19 protein-coding genes are annotated in these 16,957 nt (G+C 50.6%); 17 read left to right on the plus strand and 2 right to left on the minus strand.

Going from position 1 to position 16,957, the window contains the following annotated elements; genetic code table 11:
• The first annotated feature begins 2 nt into the window (after positions 1-2).
• The 6 genes from HEQ50_RS08745 (at position 3) to HEQ50_RS08770 (ending at position 6,332) form a co-directional block, all read left to right on the plus strand.
• On the plus strand, positions 3-254 hold the full coding sequence (locus HEQ50_RS08745) for a DUF896 domain-containing protein (protein WP_168900138.1): 252 nt from the start codon (positions 3-5) through the stop codon (positions 252-254).
• Positions 255-352: 98 nt separating this feature from the next.
• Positions 353-580, plus strand: a complete 228-nt coding sequence (locus tag HEQ50_RS08750) for a YneF family protein (RefSeq protein WP_168900139.1) — start codon at positions 353-355, stop codon at positions 578-580.
• 135 nt (positions 581-715) lie between these two features.
• Positions 716-2,476, plus strand: coding sequence for an ABC transporter ATP-binding protein (locus HEQ50_RS08755; protein ID WP_168900140.1), 1,761 nt, complete (start codon positions 716-718; stop codon positions 2,474-2,476).
• Positions 2,466-4,259, plus strand: a complete 1,794-nt coding sequence (locus HEQ50_RS08760; RefSeq protein WP_168900141.1) for an ABC transporter ATP-binding protein — start codon at positions 2,466-2,468, stop codon at positions 4,257-4,259. Before HEQ50_RS08755 ends, HEQ50_RS08760 begins: the two co-directional genes overlap by 11 nt.
• 155 nt (positions 4,260-4,414) lie before the next feature.
• On the plus strand, positions 4,415-4,873 hold the full coding sequence (locus HEQ50_RS08765; RefSeq protein ID WP_168900142.1) for a MarR family winged helix-turn-helix transcriptional regulator: 459 nt from the start codon (positions 4,415-4,417) through the stop codon (positions 4,871-4,873).
• Positions 4,874-4,937: 64 nt separating this feature from the next.
• Positions 4,938-6,332 (plus strand): MDR family MFS transporter, encoded by a 1,395-nt coding sequence (locus HEQ50_RS08770; protein ID WP_168900143.1) that lies wholly within the window; start codon positions 4,938-4,940, stop codon positions 6,330-6,332.
• A 167-nt stretch (positions 6,333-6,499) separates the two neighbouring features.
• On the opposite strand, the gene HEQ50_RS08775 is transcribed toward HEQ50_RS08770, so the two are convergent.
• Positions 6,500-7,144: a 1-acyl-sn-glycerol-3-phosphate acyltransferase gene (locus HEQ50_RS08775; RefSeq protein WP_168900144.1), complete on the minus strand. Its 645-nt coding sequence runs from the start codon at positions 7,142-7,144 to the stop codon at positions 6,500-6,502.
• A gap of 101 nt (positions 7,145-7,245) precedes the next feature.
• Between HEQ50_RS08775 and HEQ50_RS08780 the strand changes: the two genes are divergently transcribed.
• The 3 genes from HEQ50_RS08780 (at position 7,246) to HEQ50_RS08790 (ending at position 9,348) form a co-directional block, all read left to right on the plus strand.
• Positions 7,246-8,001, plus strand: coding sequence for a tRNA1(Val) (adenine(37)-N6)-methyltransferase (locus HEQ50_RS08780; RefSeq protein WP_168900145.1), 756 nt, complete (start codon positions 7,246-7,248; stop codon positions 7,999-8,001).
• Positions 7,988-8,263, plus strand: a complete 276-nt coding sequence (locus HEQ50_RS08785) for a GIY-YIG nuclease family protein (protein ID WP_168900146.1) — start codon at positions 7,988-7,990, stop codon at positions 8,261-8,263. The genes HEQ50_RS08780 and HEQ50_RS08785 overlap by 14 nt, the downstream gene beginning before the upstream one ends.
• An 89-nt stretch (positions 8,264-8,352) precedes the next feature.
• Positions 8,353-9,348 (plus strand): D-2-hydroxyacid dehydrogenase, encoded by a 996-nt coding sequence (locus tag HEQ50_RS08790; RefSeq protein ID WP_168900147.1) that lies wholly within the window; start codon positions 8,353-8,355, stop codon positions 9,346-9,348.
• A gap of 64 nt (positions 9,349-9,412) precedes the next feature.
• Here HEQ50_RS08790 and HEQ50_RS08795 read toward each other — a convergent pair whose 3' ends face one another.
• The gene (locus tag HEQ50_RS08795; protein WP_168900148.1) at positions 9,413-10,135 is read right to left on the minus strand and encodes an HAD family hydrolase; all 723 of its coding nucleotides are present in this window, start codon (positions 10,133-10,135) and stop codon (positions 9,413-9,415) included.
• A gap of 338 nt (positions 10,136-10,473) precedes the next feature.
• Between HEQ50_RS08795 and rpsB the strand changes: the two genes are divergently transcribed.
• From rpsB to rseP, 8 genes are all read left to right on the plus strand, one after another.
• A complete protein-coding gene (gene rpsB / locus HEQ50_RS08800; protein ID WP_168900149.1) occupies positions 10,474-11,277 on the plus strand; it encodes a 30S ribosomal protein S2 in 804 nt (267 codons plus the stop codon).
• A 148-nt stretch (positions 11,278-11,425) separates the two neighbouring features.
• Positions 11,426-12,310 carry a translation elongation factor Ts gene (gene tsf / locus HEQ50_RS08805; protein WP_168900150.1) on the plus strand — a complete coding sequence of 295 codons (885 nt, stop codon included), beginning with the start codon at positions 11,426-11,428 and terminating at the stop codon, positions 12,308-12,310.
• 146 nt (positions 12,311-12,456) lie between these two features.
• Complete coding sequence (pyrH, locus tag HEQ50_RS08810) at positions 12,457-13,179, plus strand: UMP kinase (protein WP_168849012.1); 723 nt, start codon at positions 12,457-12,459, stop codon at positions 13,177-13,179.
• Positions 13,180-13,181: 2 nt separating this feature from the next.
• Positions 13,182-13,739, plus strand: coding sequence for a ribosome recycling factor (frr, locus tag HEQ50_RS08815; protein WP_168900151.1), 558 nt, complete (start codon positions 13,182-13,184; stop codon positions 13,737-13,739).
• Between the two features lie 27 nt (positions 13,740-13,766).
• Positions 13,767-14,189, plus strand: coding sequence for a hypothetical protein (locus HEQ50_RS08820; RefSeq protein WP_168900152.1), 423 nt, complete (start codon positions 13,767-13,769; stop codon positions 14,187-14,189).
• A gap of 198 nt (positions 14,190-14,387) precedes the next feature.
• Positions 14,388-15,179 carry an isoprenyl transferase gene (locus HEQ50_RS08825; RefSeq protein ID WP_168900153.1) on the plus strand — a complete coding sequence of 264 codons (792 nt, stop codon included), beginning with the start codon at positions 14,388-14,390 and terminating at the stop codon, positions 15,177-15,179.
• Positions 15,180-15,201: 22 nt separating this feature from the next.
• The gene (locus tag HEQ50_RS08830) at positions 15,202-15,990 is read left to right on the plus strand and encodes a phosphatidate cytidylyltransferase (RefSeq protein ID WP_168900154.1); all 789 of its coding nucleotides are present in this window, start codon (positions 15,202-15,204) and stop codon (positions 15,988-15,990) included.
• A gap of 95 nt (positions 15,991-16,085) precedes the next feature.
• On the plus strand, positions 16,086-16,957 hold an 872-nt coding region (gene rseP / locus HEQ50_RS08835), incomplete at its 3' end, for an RIP metalloprotease RseP (protein ID WP_168900155.1).

The following is a 16,957-nucleotide window of genomic DNA, read 5'->3' on the forward strand; positions in this document are numbered from 1 at the left end:
TCATGGCTGAAGAAACGATGGACACCTTATTAGTACGGATCAACGAATTGGCACACAAGGCCAAGACGGATGCGGGTTTAACGGCTGAAGAAACGGCCGAACGCGCCACGTTGCGGCAGAAGTATCTTAAATTATTTCGGGCCAGCTTCAAGAGTCAGGTCGAAATGATGCAGGTTTATGATAAGAATGGTAAGGAAGTTACGCCAGAAAAGGTCCGTAATATTCAACGTAAAAAGGGTTTACGCGACAATTAATTCAACGAGCGGGTCTTTTTAACGGATTCGCTCTTTTATTTTGCGTTAAGTTTGTGTAAAATTGTAAAATGAATGACTGCAAAAAGGAGGGGAATACCTTGTCAACTTGGATCTGGATCATTATTGTCATCGTGGTTGGCCTTGGCTGTGCGGCTGGGGGCTTCTTCGGTGCTCGTAAGTATATGGAAAACTACCTGAAAGACAATCCGCCAATTAACGAAGACCAACTACGCGCAATGATGTTGCAAATGGGGCAAAAGCCATCACAACGGAAATTACATCAAATGATGAATGCGATGCAACAAAACGCGCGCAACAAAAAATAGGTCGGGCTTTACTGACGACTCGTTTCCAGTTTTCCTGGGGACGAGTTTTTTTTGTTTGCATTTTACAGGAATTTCTGTAAAATTGGAAAGTCTGTTACAATTTAATCATATTTTAATTTAAAGGAGGGGACGTTCGTGAGTATTTTTCGTAAACTGGCCTGGTATTTTCGCTTGGAATGGCGAACCTACCTGGTTGGGGTGATCGGTCTGTTATTAACGGCCATCATCGCTATTATTCCACCGCGGATCATTGGGAACATGGTCGACGGTATTCACGGGCAAACCATGACGGGGCGGGTACTCCTCATTGACTTAGCCTTTGTCACCCTGGCTGCGTTAGGGCAGTACGCCACGCGTTATCTCTGGCGAAATGCCATTTGGGGTGGGGCCGCCCACCTTGAACAACTGCTCCGGAATCGGTTGTTTAATCACTTTATGCTGATGGACCGAGAATTCTATCAACATTACCGGACCGGGGACCTCATGGCCCATGCGACCAACGACCTCGAAGCCGTACAACGGGTCGCCGGCGGGGGGATTCTCCAGTTTGCCGATGCAATCATTACCGGCGGCACCACGCTGATTGCCATGATGACGCTGATTGACTGGCGGCTGACGATTATTGCCATCATTCCCTTTCCGTTTCTCGCCGTTATCTCCTGGTTTTTGGGACAGCGGATTCACCGCGCATTCGGCGCCTCACAGGCCGCCTTTTCACGCCTCAATAACAAGGCACAGGAAAGTATCAGTGGGATCAAGGTGATCAAAGCACTGGGACAAGAGGACGACGATGTTGCGGATTTCGACCAGCAGGTGGCGCAGACCATCAAGATTAACCGCCGGGTAAACCGGTTGGATTCCCTGTTTGATCCCGCGATTACCCTGGTGATCTCGTTTTCCTATGTCGCGACGATCGTCCTGGGGGGGCTGTTTGTCACCCATAACGTCATTACAATTGGGAATCTGGTGTCCTTCATCAGTTACCTGGCAATGATGGTGTGGCCGATGTTTGCCGTGGGGATGCTCTTTAACACCATGGAACGGGGCAATGCCAGTTACGACCGGGTCATGGAGCTACTGAATCAAAAGACCCACATCATTGACCGGGTCAACGGTCTAAAGGTACGGCCAACGGGGACGCTGAGCTACCACGTCAAGCGCTTTGACTATCCGGACGATGCCGGAGCCAGTCTCCAGCAGATCGACTTCGACCTGCAGGCGGGCAAGACGCTGGGAATTGTCGGGCGTGTCGGTGCTGGGAAGTCCACGATTATGAAGTTGATTCTCCGGGAGTTTGACGCGTACGATGGCGAGATTCGCTTCGGCGGGCATCCCATTAAGGACTACGCGTTGGATAGTTACTTGCCGGCCATCGGTTACGTCCCACAGGAAAGCTTCTTGTTCTCATCGAATATCTTTGAAAATATCCGCTTTGCCAAACCCGATGCCACGCAGGCCGAAGTCGAGGACGCCGCGGCAAAGAGTGATCTGGCGGGGCAGATTGCTCAGCTACCCGATGGTTACGATACACAGGTGGGGGAAGAAGGAATTTCACTATCCGGCGGCCAACGTCAGCGGATGGCGATTGCCCGGGCGCTCCTGATTAACCCAGAACTGTTGATTTTGGACGATGCGTTGTCGGCGGTGGATGCCGAGACGGAAGCTGAAATCTTAACCAACCTCAAGGCCGAACGGGCCAACAAGACGACGATTATTTCGGCACACCGGTTGAGCTCTGTCATGGGCGCCGATGAGATTCTGGTACTTGATCAGGGCCGGGTCGTCGAACGCGGGACGCACGAGCAATTGATGGCGGCTCATGGTTGGTATCAACGGATGTTTGAACAACAACAGCTTGAAACGCAAGTGAAGGGAGGCGTTCGCGATGACGGATAAGCATGAATCGGCTTGGGCCCATAGCATGACGACCAGAGAACAGTGGACGGTCATCAAACGCCTGCTGAAGTTTGCGGCACCCTATAAGTGGTTCTTCATTGGCTCGATTATCCTGTCGGCGCTGATTAGTGGCATTAACGTTTTCCTGCCCTGGTTGTTGCAGATGTATATGGACCGGTATCTGCGCGCTGGCAATGCCACCATCGTCATCATGTGGCTCTTTGCCGGCCTGTACTTCTTTGGCATGCTGATGCGCGCCTCAATGCAATTTTGGCAGAACTACACCAGCACGATGGGCGCCGAGTATATGTTGGAAAATGTCCGGCGACAGCTCTTTAGCCAGTTACATGGCAAGGGGATGCGGTACTTCGACCAAACGCCGGGCGGGTCCATCCTGTCACGACTGATGAACGATACCATGACGTTCTCCAACTTCTGGGCACTACTGAATACGCTGATTCTGGCCATCTTTGCGGTCATTTCATCGTTCATTGCGATGTATTTCACCGACGTGACGGTGGCATTGTGGACGCTGGTATTGGTTCCGTTTCTGGGTGTGACAATCTGGTACTATCAACGGTATAGTTCCAAGGTTTATCGCCGCATGCGGGAACGCCTCAGTGAGCTAAATACTAAGCTGGCCGAGGCCATTACCGGGATCAGTGTCATTCAGGAGTTCCGTCAAGAACGGCGGACAGCGGCCAACTTTGAGACCACAAATCAGGCGTACTATGACACGCGTAAGGCCATGATTCGGACGAATTCACTGCTATTGAGTCCCATCATCAACCTGTTCTACGCGCTGGGTACCGTAATTGTCCTGAGTATCTTCGGCCTTCGGGGTCTCCACGAGGTCGTGGCCGCCGGGGTTATTTACGCGTTTATTACCTATCTGAACAACTTCTACAGCCCCATGAGTAACATGATGGATAGTCTGAGCGACTTTCAAAATGGGATGGTTGCGGGCTCACGGGTCTTGCGCGTGGTCGATGACCAAACGTTAGCCCCAGCTCAGCATCCGGTGGCTGACGCGAAGATTACGCGCGGGAAGGTTGAATTTCGTCACGTGACCTTTGCCTATGACCAGGAACATCCCGTCTTGAAGGACGTCTCCTTCGTGGCCGAACCTGGCCAAACGGTGGCCTTAGTGGGGCAAACGGGATCCGGAAAGACGTCAACAATTAATGTGTTGATGCGATTTTACGAGTTTCAGTCCGGCGAAGTCCTCATCGATGACCGCGATATTCGCGACTATCCGGCCGAGGAATTGCGGTCGAAGATGGGACTGGTTTTACAGGAACCTCAACTGTTCTACGGTGACATTCAGACCAATATTCGGATGTTTAACACCAACATTTCCGATGCGCAGGTTCATCAAGCGGCACACTTCGTTCAAGCGGATGACTTTATCGATCAGTTGCCACAAGGCTACGCAACGCCCGTACTGGAACGGGGGACGGAGTATTCGGCCGGCCAACGGCAACTCATTACATTTGCCCGGACCGTGGTCACCGATCCTAAGATTTTGATCCTAGATGAGGCGACGGCCAACGTGGATACCGAGACGGAGACGATGATTCAGACTGGACTGTCACGTATTCAGGAAAACCGGACAACAATTGCCATCGCTCACCGGCTGTCGACCATTCAAAACGCCGACCTGATTCTGGTTTTGAATCACGGCCGAATTGTCGAGCGTGGGACCAACGATGAATTGATGCAAAAGCAAGGGTATTACTACGACATGATTCAGCTGCAAAATGCGGCGCATGCGGCAGAGTAAGGCCAATATTGCTGGGATTTATAAATTTAAGAGGGTGCGTCGTTGATGCTGACGGCGCACCTTTTTTCACGCAAAATTTAGAAATTTGATTCTAAACGACTTGCTTTTCACACATTTATGTAGCATACTACATAAATGTGAGGAGGATAAACAGTATGACAACGGATTTCTTTACCAATGGTTTGGTGCAGCAGTTAAAGATGCTCAATATTGCGATTGAAAAGGAAATGAACAGTGATCTCAAGGCCCTTGGTATTGCCCTGACCGGGACGCAGGTTGCTGTTTTGGTTAAAGTCTATTCGAATACGGGAGAGGCGCTCACCCAAAAGCAGATCGAGACCAGGCTTCGTTTGAGCCATCCAACGACCCGAGGAATTGTGAAGCGGTTGGTGGCAACTGGCTTGCTACAGACAACACCGGGGCAAGCCGATCAGCGACAGGTGACATTGAATTTAACGTCGCAAGGACGGACCTTCATGGCCGAACATTTTCAACAGATTCAACAACCAGTCGCCCATATGGAACAGAAACTGGTTCGGAATTTATCCGCCACCGACCAACAGGCATTACAACGGATGGTGACCACGATGCTTACCACCATGAAGAACGCATAGCCTCTTCGATGAGGCTATTATTTTTAAGCAAAAGTGTAGCTAGCTACAAAAAAGGAGCGATTCAATGATTACAATTAATTCTACTATTCGGAAACGCAATCGGATGCTGGGGGTTCTCCTCGTTGGTGCCTTCACCATGCTACTGACGGAAACCTTTTTCAACAATGCATTACCCACCATCATTCGGACTTACGGCGTCACCCAGTCGACCGCACAGTGGGTCAGTACGGGCTACCAGCTGGTGGCCGGGTTGATGATTCCTATTTCGGCTTGGTTATTTCACCGATTTGATACGCAAAAGACGTTCCTAACTCTAACGGGGATCTTCCTGATCGGGTGTATCTGTGGCTTTTGGGCGACGTCTTTCACGTGGCTGTTGATTGGTCGGTTGATTCAAGCCATTGCGGCGGGGTCCATGATTCCGTTAATCCAAAATGTGGTTCTGATGCTTTACCCGCAAAAACAACGGGGAACGGTAATGGGGGTGATTGGACTCGTCGTGGCCTTTGGTCCGGAGTTGGGTCCCACAATTGGGGGCTGGGTCATTGATCGTTGGGGGTTACCTTGGCTTTCTGGGGTGCTCATCCCACTAGTAATCGTGCTATTGATTGCGGCAATCGGCTATGTGCGACCGGTGATGGTTTCAGAAAATAGTCGCGTCGATTGGCTATCGCTGGTCGAATCGTCACTGGGATTCGCGGCCATTCTCTATGGGTTTTCCGCCATTGGTAACGCTGGTGCGTTGACACTGACGAGTGGGGTTAGCCTGCTGATTGGGTGCATCATTCTAGTCTTCTTCGGCAAACGCCAGCTCAATTTGACCCAACCGTTGGTGAACTTGCGCGTCTTTAAGAATAAGCTGTTTACGTTGACGACGGGGCTGAGTGCCTTGAGTAACATTGCTCTGTTGGGGGTGGAATTGGTGTTACCACTCTATCTGCAGCGGGTTCAGGGTTTGTCCGCATTGATGTCTGGTCTAGTCCTCTTACCGGGAGCCTTGTTGGAAGGGTTGATTAGTCCAATATCGGGGAAGCTGTATGATCGGTTCGGTATTCGGCCGATCTCATTGATTGGTTTTGCCATCATTGCTTTGGGAACCCTGCCCATGCTCTTCTTCACTGCACACACGAGTCTGATCATTGTGGCCGGGGCCTATGCCTTTCGGGTTGTGGGTGTTGCCACGGTGATGATGCCGACTTTTACGGCGGGACTGAACGCCTTACCAGAAGAATTGTCCGTGCACGGCAACGCCGCATCCTCGACCGTACGACAGATTGCCGGGTCGTTGGGAACTGCTGTCCTGATGATGTTTGTGGCGTTTGGCACGCATCAGGGTGCGGCCAGCCATTTGACGACCACCGCGCAGCTTAATCAGGGCTACTGGTTCTCGTTTCTCATCGCCTTTCTCATGGCACTGCTGGGTTTTCTTCTATCGTTTAAGTTGAAACGACAATCGTAAAAAATAGTCCTCACTTATTACTAATGATTTTTCACCGGATTTTGTTGCATGATTTGGCGAAAAAGTGAATTAATGAGGTGACCCCGCGATTACTTTTGGGTCACCACAAAGCGCAAAAAGACCGGTGCCCCTATCGCCAATTGATAGGGGGCACCGGTCTTTTATGATTAGTCGTGGTGTTCTTGTTCCTTTTTTCCAGTGACATCGACGTATTCAAAGTTGGGGTTGATCTGCTTGTCCAACGCATTGAAGGCCGCTTGCATTTGTTGTTCAATGTCGGCTTGGCCGGCTTCGTCGAGTTTTAGCTTGCGGTCGATGGTAATGGGATCACCGAAGGCCACCGTGACACGCTTTCTGGAGAACAGACGCTTGAAGGTCAGTGGGCCTTGGTAGACGGCGGGAACCAGCGGCACCTTGGCCATCTTGGCAATGACGGCCGCGCCCCCCTTGAGTTCCTGGGAGTGCCGAGAACCAGAGGGGAACATGATCAAGGAAAGCTCACCTTTCCGTAAGATCCGCACGGGTGTTTTGATCGCCGAAGGGCCCGGATGATCACGATTTACCGAAAAACCATTGACATGGTAGAGCAGCCATCGGAAAATGGAGTTTTGGAACAGCTCTTCTTTGGCCATGAAGCTAAACTTACGGGGACTGGCCGCCAACGCAAAGTAGACGGGGTCAAACCAGGTTCGGTGTGGGCCGACCAATACGTAGGGGCCGTCGGGTAATTTTTCACGGTTGAGGTATTTCGCCTTACCGTTTACGATAAATAGGATAACGCGGATAACGTTCCGCAGAAACGAATAAAACATAGGTTGTGCTCCTCTCGCAGTGTTTCTCAATGAATCTAGTATGCAAAAAAACGGCGGGGGTTGCAAGTAATCTTAACGAAAAATGAAAGAAGGTGGGGCGTGTGACAACCCCAGAATTAAAGTCAGGCGAACGAATTGACCAGCTGTACAGTCAAGATATCCAAATCATTCAGAGTCCCGAGGTCTTTGCCTTTTCCCTCGACGCCGTGCTGTTGGCGGCTTTTGCCAAACTTCCACCACGGCAGACCAGTCAGACCGTTGATCTATGCGCGGGCAACGGGGCGGTGGGCCTCTTCATGAGTCATCAGACCCGTGGCAGAATTGCCGAGGTCGAGATTCAGCCGCGATTGGCCGATATGGCCCGGCGAAGTGTGGCGTTGAACCACCTGGACGACCGCATGACCGTTTACGAGGGGGACCTGGCGCAGGTGAATCGGTGGATTCCCAAGGATTCGGTGGATGTGGTGACCTGTAACCCGCCGTACTTCGCGGATTTACCGGACAGTCAGAAGAATCCTAACCAATATCTAGCGATTGCCCGTCATGAGATTACCACGGATCTGGCAACCGTTGTAGCCACGACCAGCGGCCTGCTCAAGATGAATGGCAAGGCTTATTTCGTCCATCGCCCGGACCGGCTCCTACAGCTTCTCGACCTGATGGCGACCCATCGCCTAGCGCCCAAACGCATTCGACTGGTGCACCCCAAGCCGGGTAAGGAGGCCAATATGGTGTTGGTCGAGGCTATCAAGGACGGTAAGCCGGGCGGACTACGGTTCCTTGCACCCTTAACGGTGTATGATCAACGGGGTGACTATACCCCAGAAGTGAAGGCGTTACTGTATGGCAGAGACTAAGACCTATTATTTTTATGTGCTGCTCTGTGCGGACCAGTCGTTGTATGGCGGATTTACCACGGATGTTGCCAAACGATTTGCCACCCACTTGGCCGGTAAGGGTGCCAAATACACGAAGGTTCACCGGCCCATTAAGGTGTTATTTAGTCAGGCATTTACGAGCAAACACGACGCCCTTCACGCGGAATGGGCGTTTAAGCATCAATCGCGACAGAAGAAGCTTCAGTTTCTAAAATTGCAGGGCGTTTCCCTAGAAAAATAAGCGTTTTCACCCTGAAATAGTCACGACTATGGTACACTGATGGCGGATAGTCAATCCTGTTTTTCAGACAAGCGAAGGAGGAACTTATTGTGAAAATTATTGCTTATGGTATTCGTGACGATGAACGTCCTTACTTAGAAGAATGGTCCCAGGATCAGAGGATCGACGTGAAAGCAGTCGGTACGTTATTGGACGAGTCCACGGTCGACCTCGCTAAGGGATATGACGGTGCGGTCGTCTACCAGCAGAAGCCCTATACGGCAGCGGTCCTCGATAAGTTGGCGGCAAATGGTGTGACGAACCTGTCCTTACGAAACGTCGGCGTCGATAATGTGGACGCGGATGCGGTTAAACGCAATGGGTTCAAGGTCACCAACGTGCCGGCTTATTCCCCAGAAGCCATCGCCGAATTTACCGTTACCCAATTAATGCGGTTATTGCGGCGGACGCCAACGTTTGATCGTAAACAGGCCAACGGTGACTTGCGGTGGGCACCTGACATTGCCGATGAGCTTAATTCGATGACGGTCGGGGTGGTTGCTACCGGTCGGATTGGCCGTGCGGCTATGAAGATCTATCAAGGCTTTGGTGCTAAGGTGATTGCTTACGATGTCTTCCACAATCCGGAACTAGAGAAGCAAGGCATCTACGTGGATACGATGGATGAACTCTATGCCCAGGCCGATGTCATCTCGCTACATGCCCCGGCAACGAAGGACAACACCCACATGCTGAATGACGAGAGCTTTGGCAAGATGAAAGACGGCGTGTGGATCTTGAATCCCGCACGGGGGGCCTTGATTGACACCGATGCGTTGATTCGGGCGCTCGATAGTGGCAAGGTTGCTGGCGCGGCTCTGGATGTCTACGAGGATGAGGTGGGGATCTTTAACGCCGACTTCGGGAGCTTCGACGCCATTCCGGATGAACGGTTGAAGAACCTGTTGAAACGGGAGAACGTGCTGGTTAGCCCACATATCGCCTTTTACACCCGCACGGCCGTCAAGAACATGGTCCAATTCGCATTGAATAATAATAAACAATTGATTGAGACGGGTAAGGCCGAAAATGAAGTGGCCTTTTAGCCGACCGAACGCCAAAAGAGGAGCCGCGCGACTGCGCGACTCCTCTTTTTTATACAGGGAACGATTAAGCTTCTGAATAGGCCACGGTAAGGGCCAGCAGCAGGTCCTGGAGTTCGTAAGAATCCGTCACGGTTTGATCGGGAATCCACTGGCGGTCAGGAATTTCTAAGTTACGGTGGTTGAACCAAAAGGCATGCCAACCAGCCTGCTTAGCCCCCTTGACGTCCATACTGTAGTTATCCCCAACGTAGGCCACTTCACTCGCCCGTAAGTTAAGCTTACGGTTCATTAGCGTGAAGATCTTGGGGTCCGGTTTGGCCAGGCCCACTTCCTCTGACGTGACGATGGCTTCCCTAGTCATCCACCGATGCATCTGAAGTTGCATGACCTTTGCCAATTGTGAGTCAGTCCGGCCATTCGTGATAATCCCCAGTTGATATTGGGTACTCAGCTGGTCCAGGGCCGTTTCCAGCCCGGGAAATAATTTAATCTGACGTAACCCAGTCGTGTAGGCGCGTTGAAAGTCTAACGCGGAATCGGTATCCACGGGGGGCAACTGTTGTGCTAAAAGTGCGGTATTGAGCCGCTTAACGGCCATTTCCTGGTGCGACCACTGGCCGTTAGCCACTTGAGCGTATGCCTCAGCGCTTTGTTGGCGGTAAGTCTGAAAGGTCAAATTAAGATCAAAGTCCTGCGATAAATTTAAAATCGGCGCAAGCGCGGCCTCGAAGGGCGCTTTTTGATCATAGAGCGTGTCATCGACATCGAAGACGACCGCTTTAATCATAGTCGGTTCCTCCTCAGTTATGCCTAAGCAGTTTACCATAACGAGAAATAAAAGCAACGTACATTTGATGATTGGGGTGGTTAAGCAGGTGCCGGCGCGATTGCCAAAGGCGGCCGGTCAGCCCCACGGTGGACTAGCGAACCCGTGGCGAGTTTTGCAGTAATTGGCGCTTTTTGCAATTTTTCCTTGTGTTAGCGCGCGTAGTTTTGTATAATAACTTTCGGTGCGTATGCGCCAATTCACACCTCGCGTGATGGTCTGAGGGGTGCTCGCTTGCGAGTTCTCGGGTCAATTGAGCGTGGGGGAGGAAATCAAAAACTATTTGGAGGCATTTTATCATGGCTGTTATTTCAATGAAACAACTGCTCGAAGCCGGTGTCCACTTTGGTCACCAAACCCGTCGTTGGAACCCAAAGATGAAGCAATACATCTTTACGGAACGTAACGGTATCTACATCATCGACTTACAAAAGACGGTGAAGTTGATTGACGCTGCTTACAACTACATGAAGGACGAAGCTGCTAAGGGCGCCGTTGTTCTGTTTGTTGGGACTAAGAAGCAAGCGCAAGATTCTATCGAAGAAGAAGCTACCCGTGCTGGCCAATTCTACGTTAACCACCGTTGGTTAGGTGGGACTTTGACCAACTGGGAAACCATCCAAACGCGGATCAAGCGTCTTAAAGATCTGAAGAAGATGGCAACCGATGGGACTTTTGATGTTCTTCCTAAGAAGGAAGTTTCCTTACTTAAGAAGTCTCAAGACAAGTTGGAACGGTTCTTAGGCGGTATCGAAGATATGCCTAAGTTGCCTGACGTTATGTTCATCGTTGACCCTCGCAAGGAACAAATCGCTGTTCACGAAGCACAAAAGTTGAACATTCCGATCGTTGCGATGGTTGATACGAACACTGACCCAGACGAAATTGACGTGGTTATCCCATCTAACGATGACGCTATCCGTGCCGTTCGTCTGATCACTTCTAAGATGGCTGACGCTATCGTTGAAGGCCGTCAGGGTGAAGACCAAGTTGACGAAAAGACTTTCGAAGGCAAGAAGTCAGCTGACAAGAAGGGCGACAAGCCTGCTTCTGACAACTCGATGGAAGACATCGTTAACGCCGTTGAAGGCGACAACAAGTAATTAAATGCAAGGTGTCCGTTTTGACACTTTCCAAATATAAGATTTAAAGCACCTTAGGCTGGCTTAATGTTTAGGACCGATAATGGCCTGAGATTGAGTCAGTCTTTTTTGCGGAAATAGATGCATTAATAAAAGGAGGCCATTACACATGGCAAGCAAAATCACTGCGGCACAAGTTAAAGAATTACGGGATAAGACCCAAGTTGGGATGATGGATGCTAAGAAGGCCCTCGTTGCCTCTGACGGTGACACGGACAAGGCCATCGATTTCCTGCGTGAAAAGGGGATTGCAAAGGCGAAGAAGAAGAGTGGCAACGTCGCTGCTAACGGTTTAGCACGCGTGAAGGTTGCGGGCAACACCGCGGCCATCATCGAAGTGAACTCCGAAACCGACTTCGTGGCGACGAACGACACGTTCAACGCCTTGGTTGACACGGTAGCTAACACGATTGCCGACCAACAACCCGCTGACTTGGACGCCGCTTTAGCCTTGAAGACGGCTGATGGCGAAACGGTTAACGAAGCCATCGTTAAGACGACACAAGTCACGAGTGAAAACGTCCAATTACGTCGTTTTGCCGTTGTGAAGAAGACCGACAGCCAAGTCTTTGGTGCTTACTTACACCAAGGCGGCCAAATCGCTGCGGTTGTTGTCTTAGACGGTGCTGATGAAGCGACTGCTAAGGACGTTGCAATGCACGTTGCCGCAATCAACCCAGAATTCGTTTCTAAGGACGACATTCCAGCCGATCGCTTGGCACACGAACGTGAAGTTCTGAAGCAAGAAGCTTTGAACGAAGGCAAGCCTGAAAAGATCGTTGAAAAGATGGTCGAAGGCCGTCTGCACAAGTTCTTATCCGAAATCAGCTTAGCTGACCAACCATTCGTTAAGGATGGCGACCAAACTGTCGGTCAATTTGTGGCTAGCAAGGGTGGCAAGTTAGTAACCTTTGTCCGTTACGAAGTTGGCGAAGGCATCGAAAAGCCTAAGAGTGACCTGGCCAAGGAAGTTAACGACCAAATCAACGGCTAATTTCAGTAAAAAGCGTAGATTCCGGTGGGAGGCTACGCTTTTTTAATAGAGTTTTTAAGCGAAATACGGTAATTCATGTGCCGTGACTATCACTAGTCTCCGGAATATGATAGAATTATTGTCAGAATACAATAGGAGGAAACACAATGGCGGACGTAAAGTATAAACGGATTATGCTCAAGCTGAGTGGTGAGGCTCTGGCCGGCGACAAGGGTTTTGGGATTAATCCGCCGGTGATTAAAACCGTAGCGGAAGAGGTTAAGAGTGTCTATAATTTGGGCATTCAAATCGCTATTGTGGTTGGTGGCGGTAACATGTGGCGTGGCGTGTCTGGTGAACAGATGGGCATGGAACGTGCACAAGCTGATTACATCGGCATGTTAGCCACCATCATGAACGCGTTAGCCTTGCAAGACAATTTAGAGTCGATTGGGGTCCCGACGCGGGTTCAGACTTCTATTGAGATGCGGCAGATTGCCGAACCGTATATTCGGCGCAAGGCGATTCGTCATCTGGAAAAGGAACGCGTCGTGATCTTTGCCGGGGGCACAGGTAGTCCGTACTTCTCGACGGATACGACCGCTGCTTTACGGGCGGCGGAAATCAACGCAGATGCGATCTTAATGGCCAAAAACGGGGTCGACGGGATTTATTCGGCTGATCCGAATAAGGACCCCGATGCCGTTAAGTTCGACCAGTTGACGCAGTTGGACATTATCAACAAGGGCCTTCACGTGATGGATACCACGGCTAGTTCACTTTCGATGGATAATGACATCCCATTTGTCGTATTCAACCTCAACAAGAGTGGCAACATTCGAAAAGTCGTTGAAGGCGAGAATATTGGGACCACAGTTAGGGGTAAATAGATATGGCAGATCAAATTATTACAGATGCACAGAACCGGATGAAAAAGGCCGAGGACGCTTTGAAGCGTGAATTGGGAACAATTCGTGCCGGCCGGGCCAACGCAAGTATTTTGAACCGGGTCATGGTAGAGTACTACGGTGCCCAAACACCACTGAACCAAGTGGCCTCCATCACCATTCCAGAACCACGGGTTTTGATGGTGACACCGTATGACAAGTCCGCGCTCGAAGATATCGAAAAGGGAATCTTGGAATCCGACGTGGGGATCACGCCAGCCAACGATGGGACGGCCATTCGGTTAGTGATTCCGCAATTGACCGAAGAGCGGCGTAAGGAAATCGCCAAGCAAGTCAAGGCCACGGCCGAACAAGGCAAGGTTGCCGTCCGGAACGTCCGTCGTGACGCGATGGATAGCGTTAAGAAGGGCCACAAGAACGGTGACTACACCGATGATGATCTTCACAATTTGGAAGACCAAGTCCAAAAGGTGACGGACAAGGCCATCAAGGGCGTTGATGCGATTGCGGCAGATAAGGAAAAAGAAGTCTTAACGGACTAATCCAACTGAGTAAGGAGCGCTTTAAAAATGGCAGAAGATAACCAAAATAACCAAGATAACGTTGAAATTACCCCGGGAACCAAGGAATTTGGGAAGATGGTCTTCCGGTTGAACAACCCGGTTAATGCAGAGAATATCTCCGTATTGAACTACAACGGGGCCGAGTTGGAACAGATTCAAGACGGCGTGTACGCACAGCCAGCCTTTGTCAGCGATGACTTCAACCTGTTCTTCGTGGTGACCCAATTAATTGGGGATGACTGGATCGTTGCGTTCTCGAAGGCCAAAATTGAAAATGGCAATGAGATTACCGATCTTTCAGATCCATTACCAACCGGTGAAGGTCTGAACCTCTTAGGCCAAGTCAGCGCTGATGACGCCAACAACCTGTTGAGTTACTTTGGGACGTTGGTTGATGCCAAGCGTGGCGAATGGCGGTTAATCGAATAATCGCAGCTTAAACCTAAAGAATTTATGCAAATTGGGGGTCGGGATAGTTTCCCGGTCCTTTTTTTGTTATGATGAGAGGTTGTAGAGATAAACTGAGCCTTTTTTGGTGAGCAAGGGCGGCGGTGATCGCGCCCAACGTTGGCCGGAACAGTCTATCGTAGAAATTTAAAAAGCATGAAGAACCAACGGAGGTGCGCAGTGTTTTCATTTTTAAATAAAGATCAAGCCACGGGCGAGGTCACAGAGCGCCAGTTAGACGCGCAAAATATTCCCGCCCACATTGCAATTATTATGGACGGCAACGGTCGTTGGGCGCAACAGCGACATTTACCACGCATTGCGGGCCATAAGCAGGGGATGAATACCGTGAAGACGGTGGCCAAGGCCGCGAGTCATTTGGGCGTTAAGGTGTTGACGTTGTACGCCTTTTCCACGGAGAATTGGAAGCGACCCTCAAGCGAAGTGAACTACCTGATGAAGTTGCCGGTGGATTTCTTTGGGACCTTCGTGCCCGACCTCGTTAAGAACAATATTCGGGTTAAAGTCATGGGCTATACGGATCAATTGCCGGCCGCCACGCAAAAGGCGGTGCGCGATGCGATTGCCGATACGGCAGATTGTACGGGAATGGTCCTGAACTTTGCACTGAACTATGGCGGCCGGGCCGAAATTGTGACGGCGACGCAACGATTGGCCGAACAGGTGCGTTCGGGGCAATTAACCGCCGATGAGATTACGGCGGAGACCATTGGTCAAGAGCTGATGACCGGAGACCTGGCCGACTTGGCCGATCCCGATCTGCTGATTCGGACCAGTGGTGAGGAGCGGTTATCGAACTTTATGCTCTGGCAGGTTGCCTACAGCGAGTTTGTGTTTATGCAGGAACATTGGCCGGACTTCGACCAAACGACGCTAGAACGGGCAATCTACACGTATCAGCAACGTCACCGGCGCTTTGGCGGCCTGACACCGACTGCTGATCAAAAATAAGAAGAATTGAGGAGTTTGTAAAATGAAACAACGGGTTATTACGGCGGTTGTCGCCTTAATTATTTTTATCCCTATTATTGTCGCGGGACACATCTGGATTGATATCGCGGCCTTTGCTTTGGGGTTAGTTGCACTATCAGAAGCTTTGATCATGCGGAAGAAATTATTAGTGAGTCCGGAAGCCATTATTTCTGGTTTGGGAACTCTTCTCATTATTGCACCACAGGGATGGTGGGCTGATTTACCCCATTTCCTTGACCCGTGGTATATCGTCTATCTCTTCGTTCTGCTCTTATTGATGCGGACGGTGGTGTCCAAGAATCGCTTTTCCTTTGACGATGCCGGGATGATTACCCTGAGCATGTTGTACATTGGGATTGGGTTCCACTTCTTCGTTGCAGCACGGGCCGTGAGTCTAGTGGCCTTACTGTACGCGTTGTTTATCGTCTGGACCACGGACTCCGGTGCCTACATGATTGGGCGGAAGCTGGGAAAACATAAGCTGGCCCCCCACATCAGTCCCAACAAGACTTGGGAAGGGTCGATTGGGGGCTCATTAGTGGCCACGATCGTCGGCAGCGTCTTCTGGTATTTCTTCCCGATCGGTCATTACAGCCTGGTTGTGATGATTATTTTGACGCTGATTTTCTCCATCGTGGGTCAGTTCGGTGATTTGGTCGAGTCCGCTTTGAAACGGTACTATGGCGTCAAGGACTCCGGCAAGATTTTACCCGGTCATGGTGGTATTTTAGACCGGTTCGATAGTTTACTGTTAGTTCTGCCCGTCATTCATTTATTTGGGTTGATTTAACGCCTGCTGTTCGCTTGCGCCATCTAGGGTGGTTAGGGTATGCTAGGTAGCAGTGAAAAACGACAATTAAGAGAACAGTAGAAGGGACGACAGCTGTGATTACAACGATTATTACGTTTATTATCGTCTTTGGGATTCTGGTCATTGTCCACGAGTTTGGGCATTTTTACTTTGCTAAACGTGGCGGGATTTTAGTCCGAGAATTTTCCATTGGTATGGGCCCCAAGCTGTTTTATCGGCGGGGGAAGGACGGTACCACCTATACCGTTCGGCTCTTACCCGTTGGTGGGTACGTGCGTATGGCCGGTGCCGAAGATGACGAAGACGAAATTCAACCCGGTACGCCGGTTAGCCTGTATTTGGGCAAAAACGATCAGGTTGAACGCATCAATGCCAGCAAGAAATCCACGCTATTTAACGGAATTCCGGTGGAAATCACCGGGTCTGATCTGGAGGATGAACTCTGGGTTGAGGGTTATGAGAATGGCGATGAATCTGAGGTTAAACGCTATTCGGTCGCCCACAATGCCACGATCATTGAGACGGATGGCACCGAGCTCCAAATTGCGCCTAAGGACGTTCAATTCCAGTCGGCATCTCTAGGCCGGCGCTTGATGACCAACTTTGCCGGACCGATGAATAACATCATCCTGGCAATCGTGACCTTTATGTTAATGTCGTTCGTCCAGGGTGGCGTGGCGATGGGCACGAACCAGGTCCAAGTCGCCAGCTCACCCGTTTCGGTTGCCAAAAAGGCCGGTATTCAATCGAATGATAAGATCTTGTCGGTCAACGGCAAGCAGACCAAGGATTGGACGGCTTTGAGTACCGCCATTCAACCGCGGGCCAACAAGGCGACCAAAGTGGTCATTCAACGCGGTAAGACCCAAAAGACCGTGACGTTGACGCCGAAGGGCGAAAAGTCCAACGGTAAGACGGTTGGGATGATTGGCATCACGCAGGCCCA

The organism is Lactobacillus sp. HBUAS51381 (assembly GCF_012641095.1).
Classification (GTDB): domain Bacteria; phylum Bacillota; class Bacilli; order Lactobacillales; family Lactobacillaceae; genus Levilactobacillus.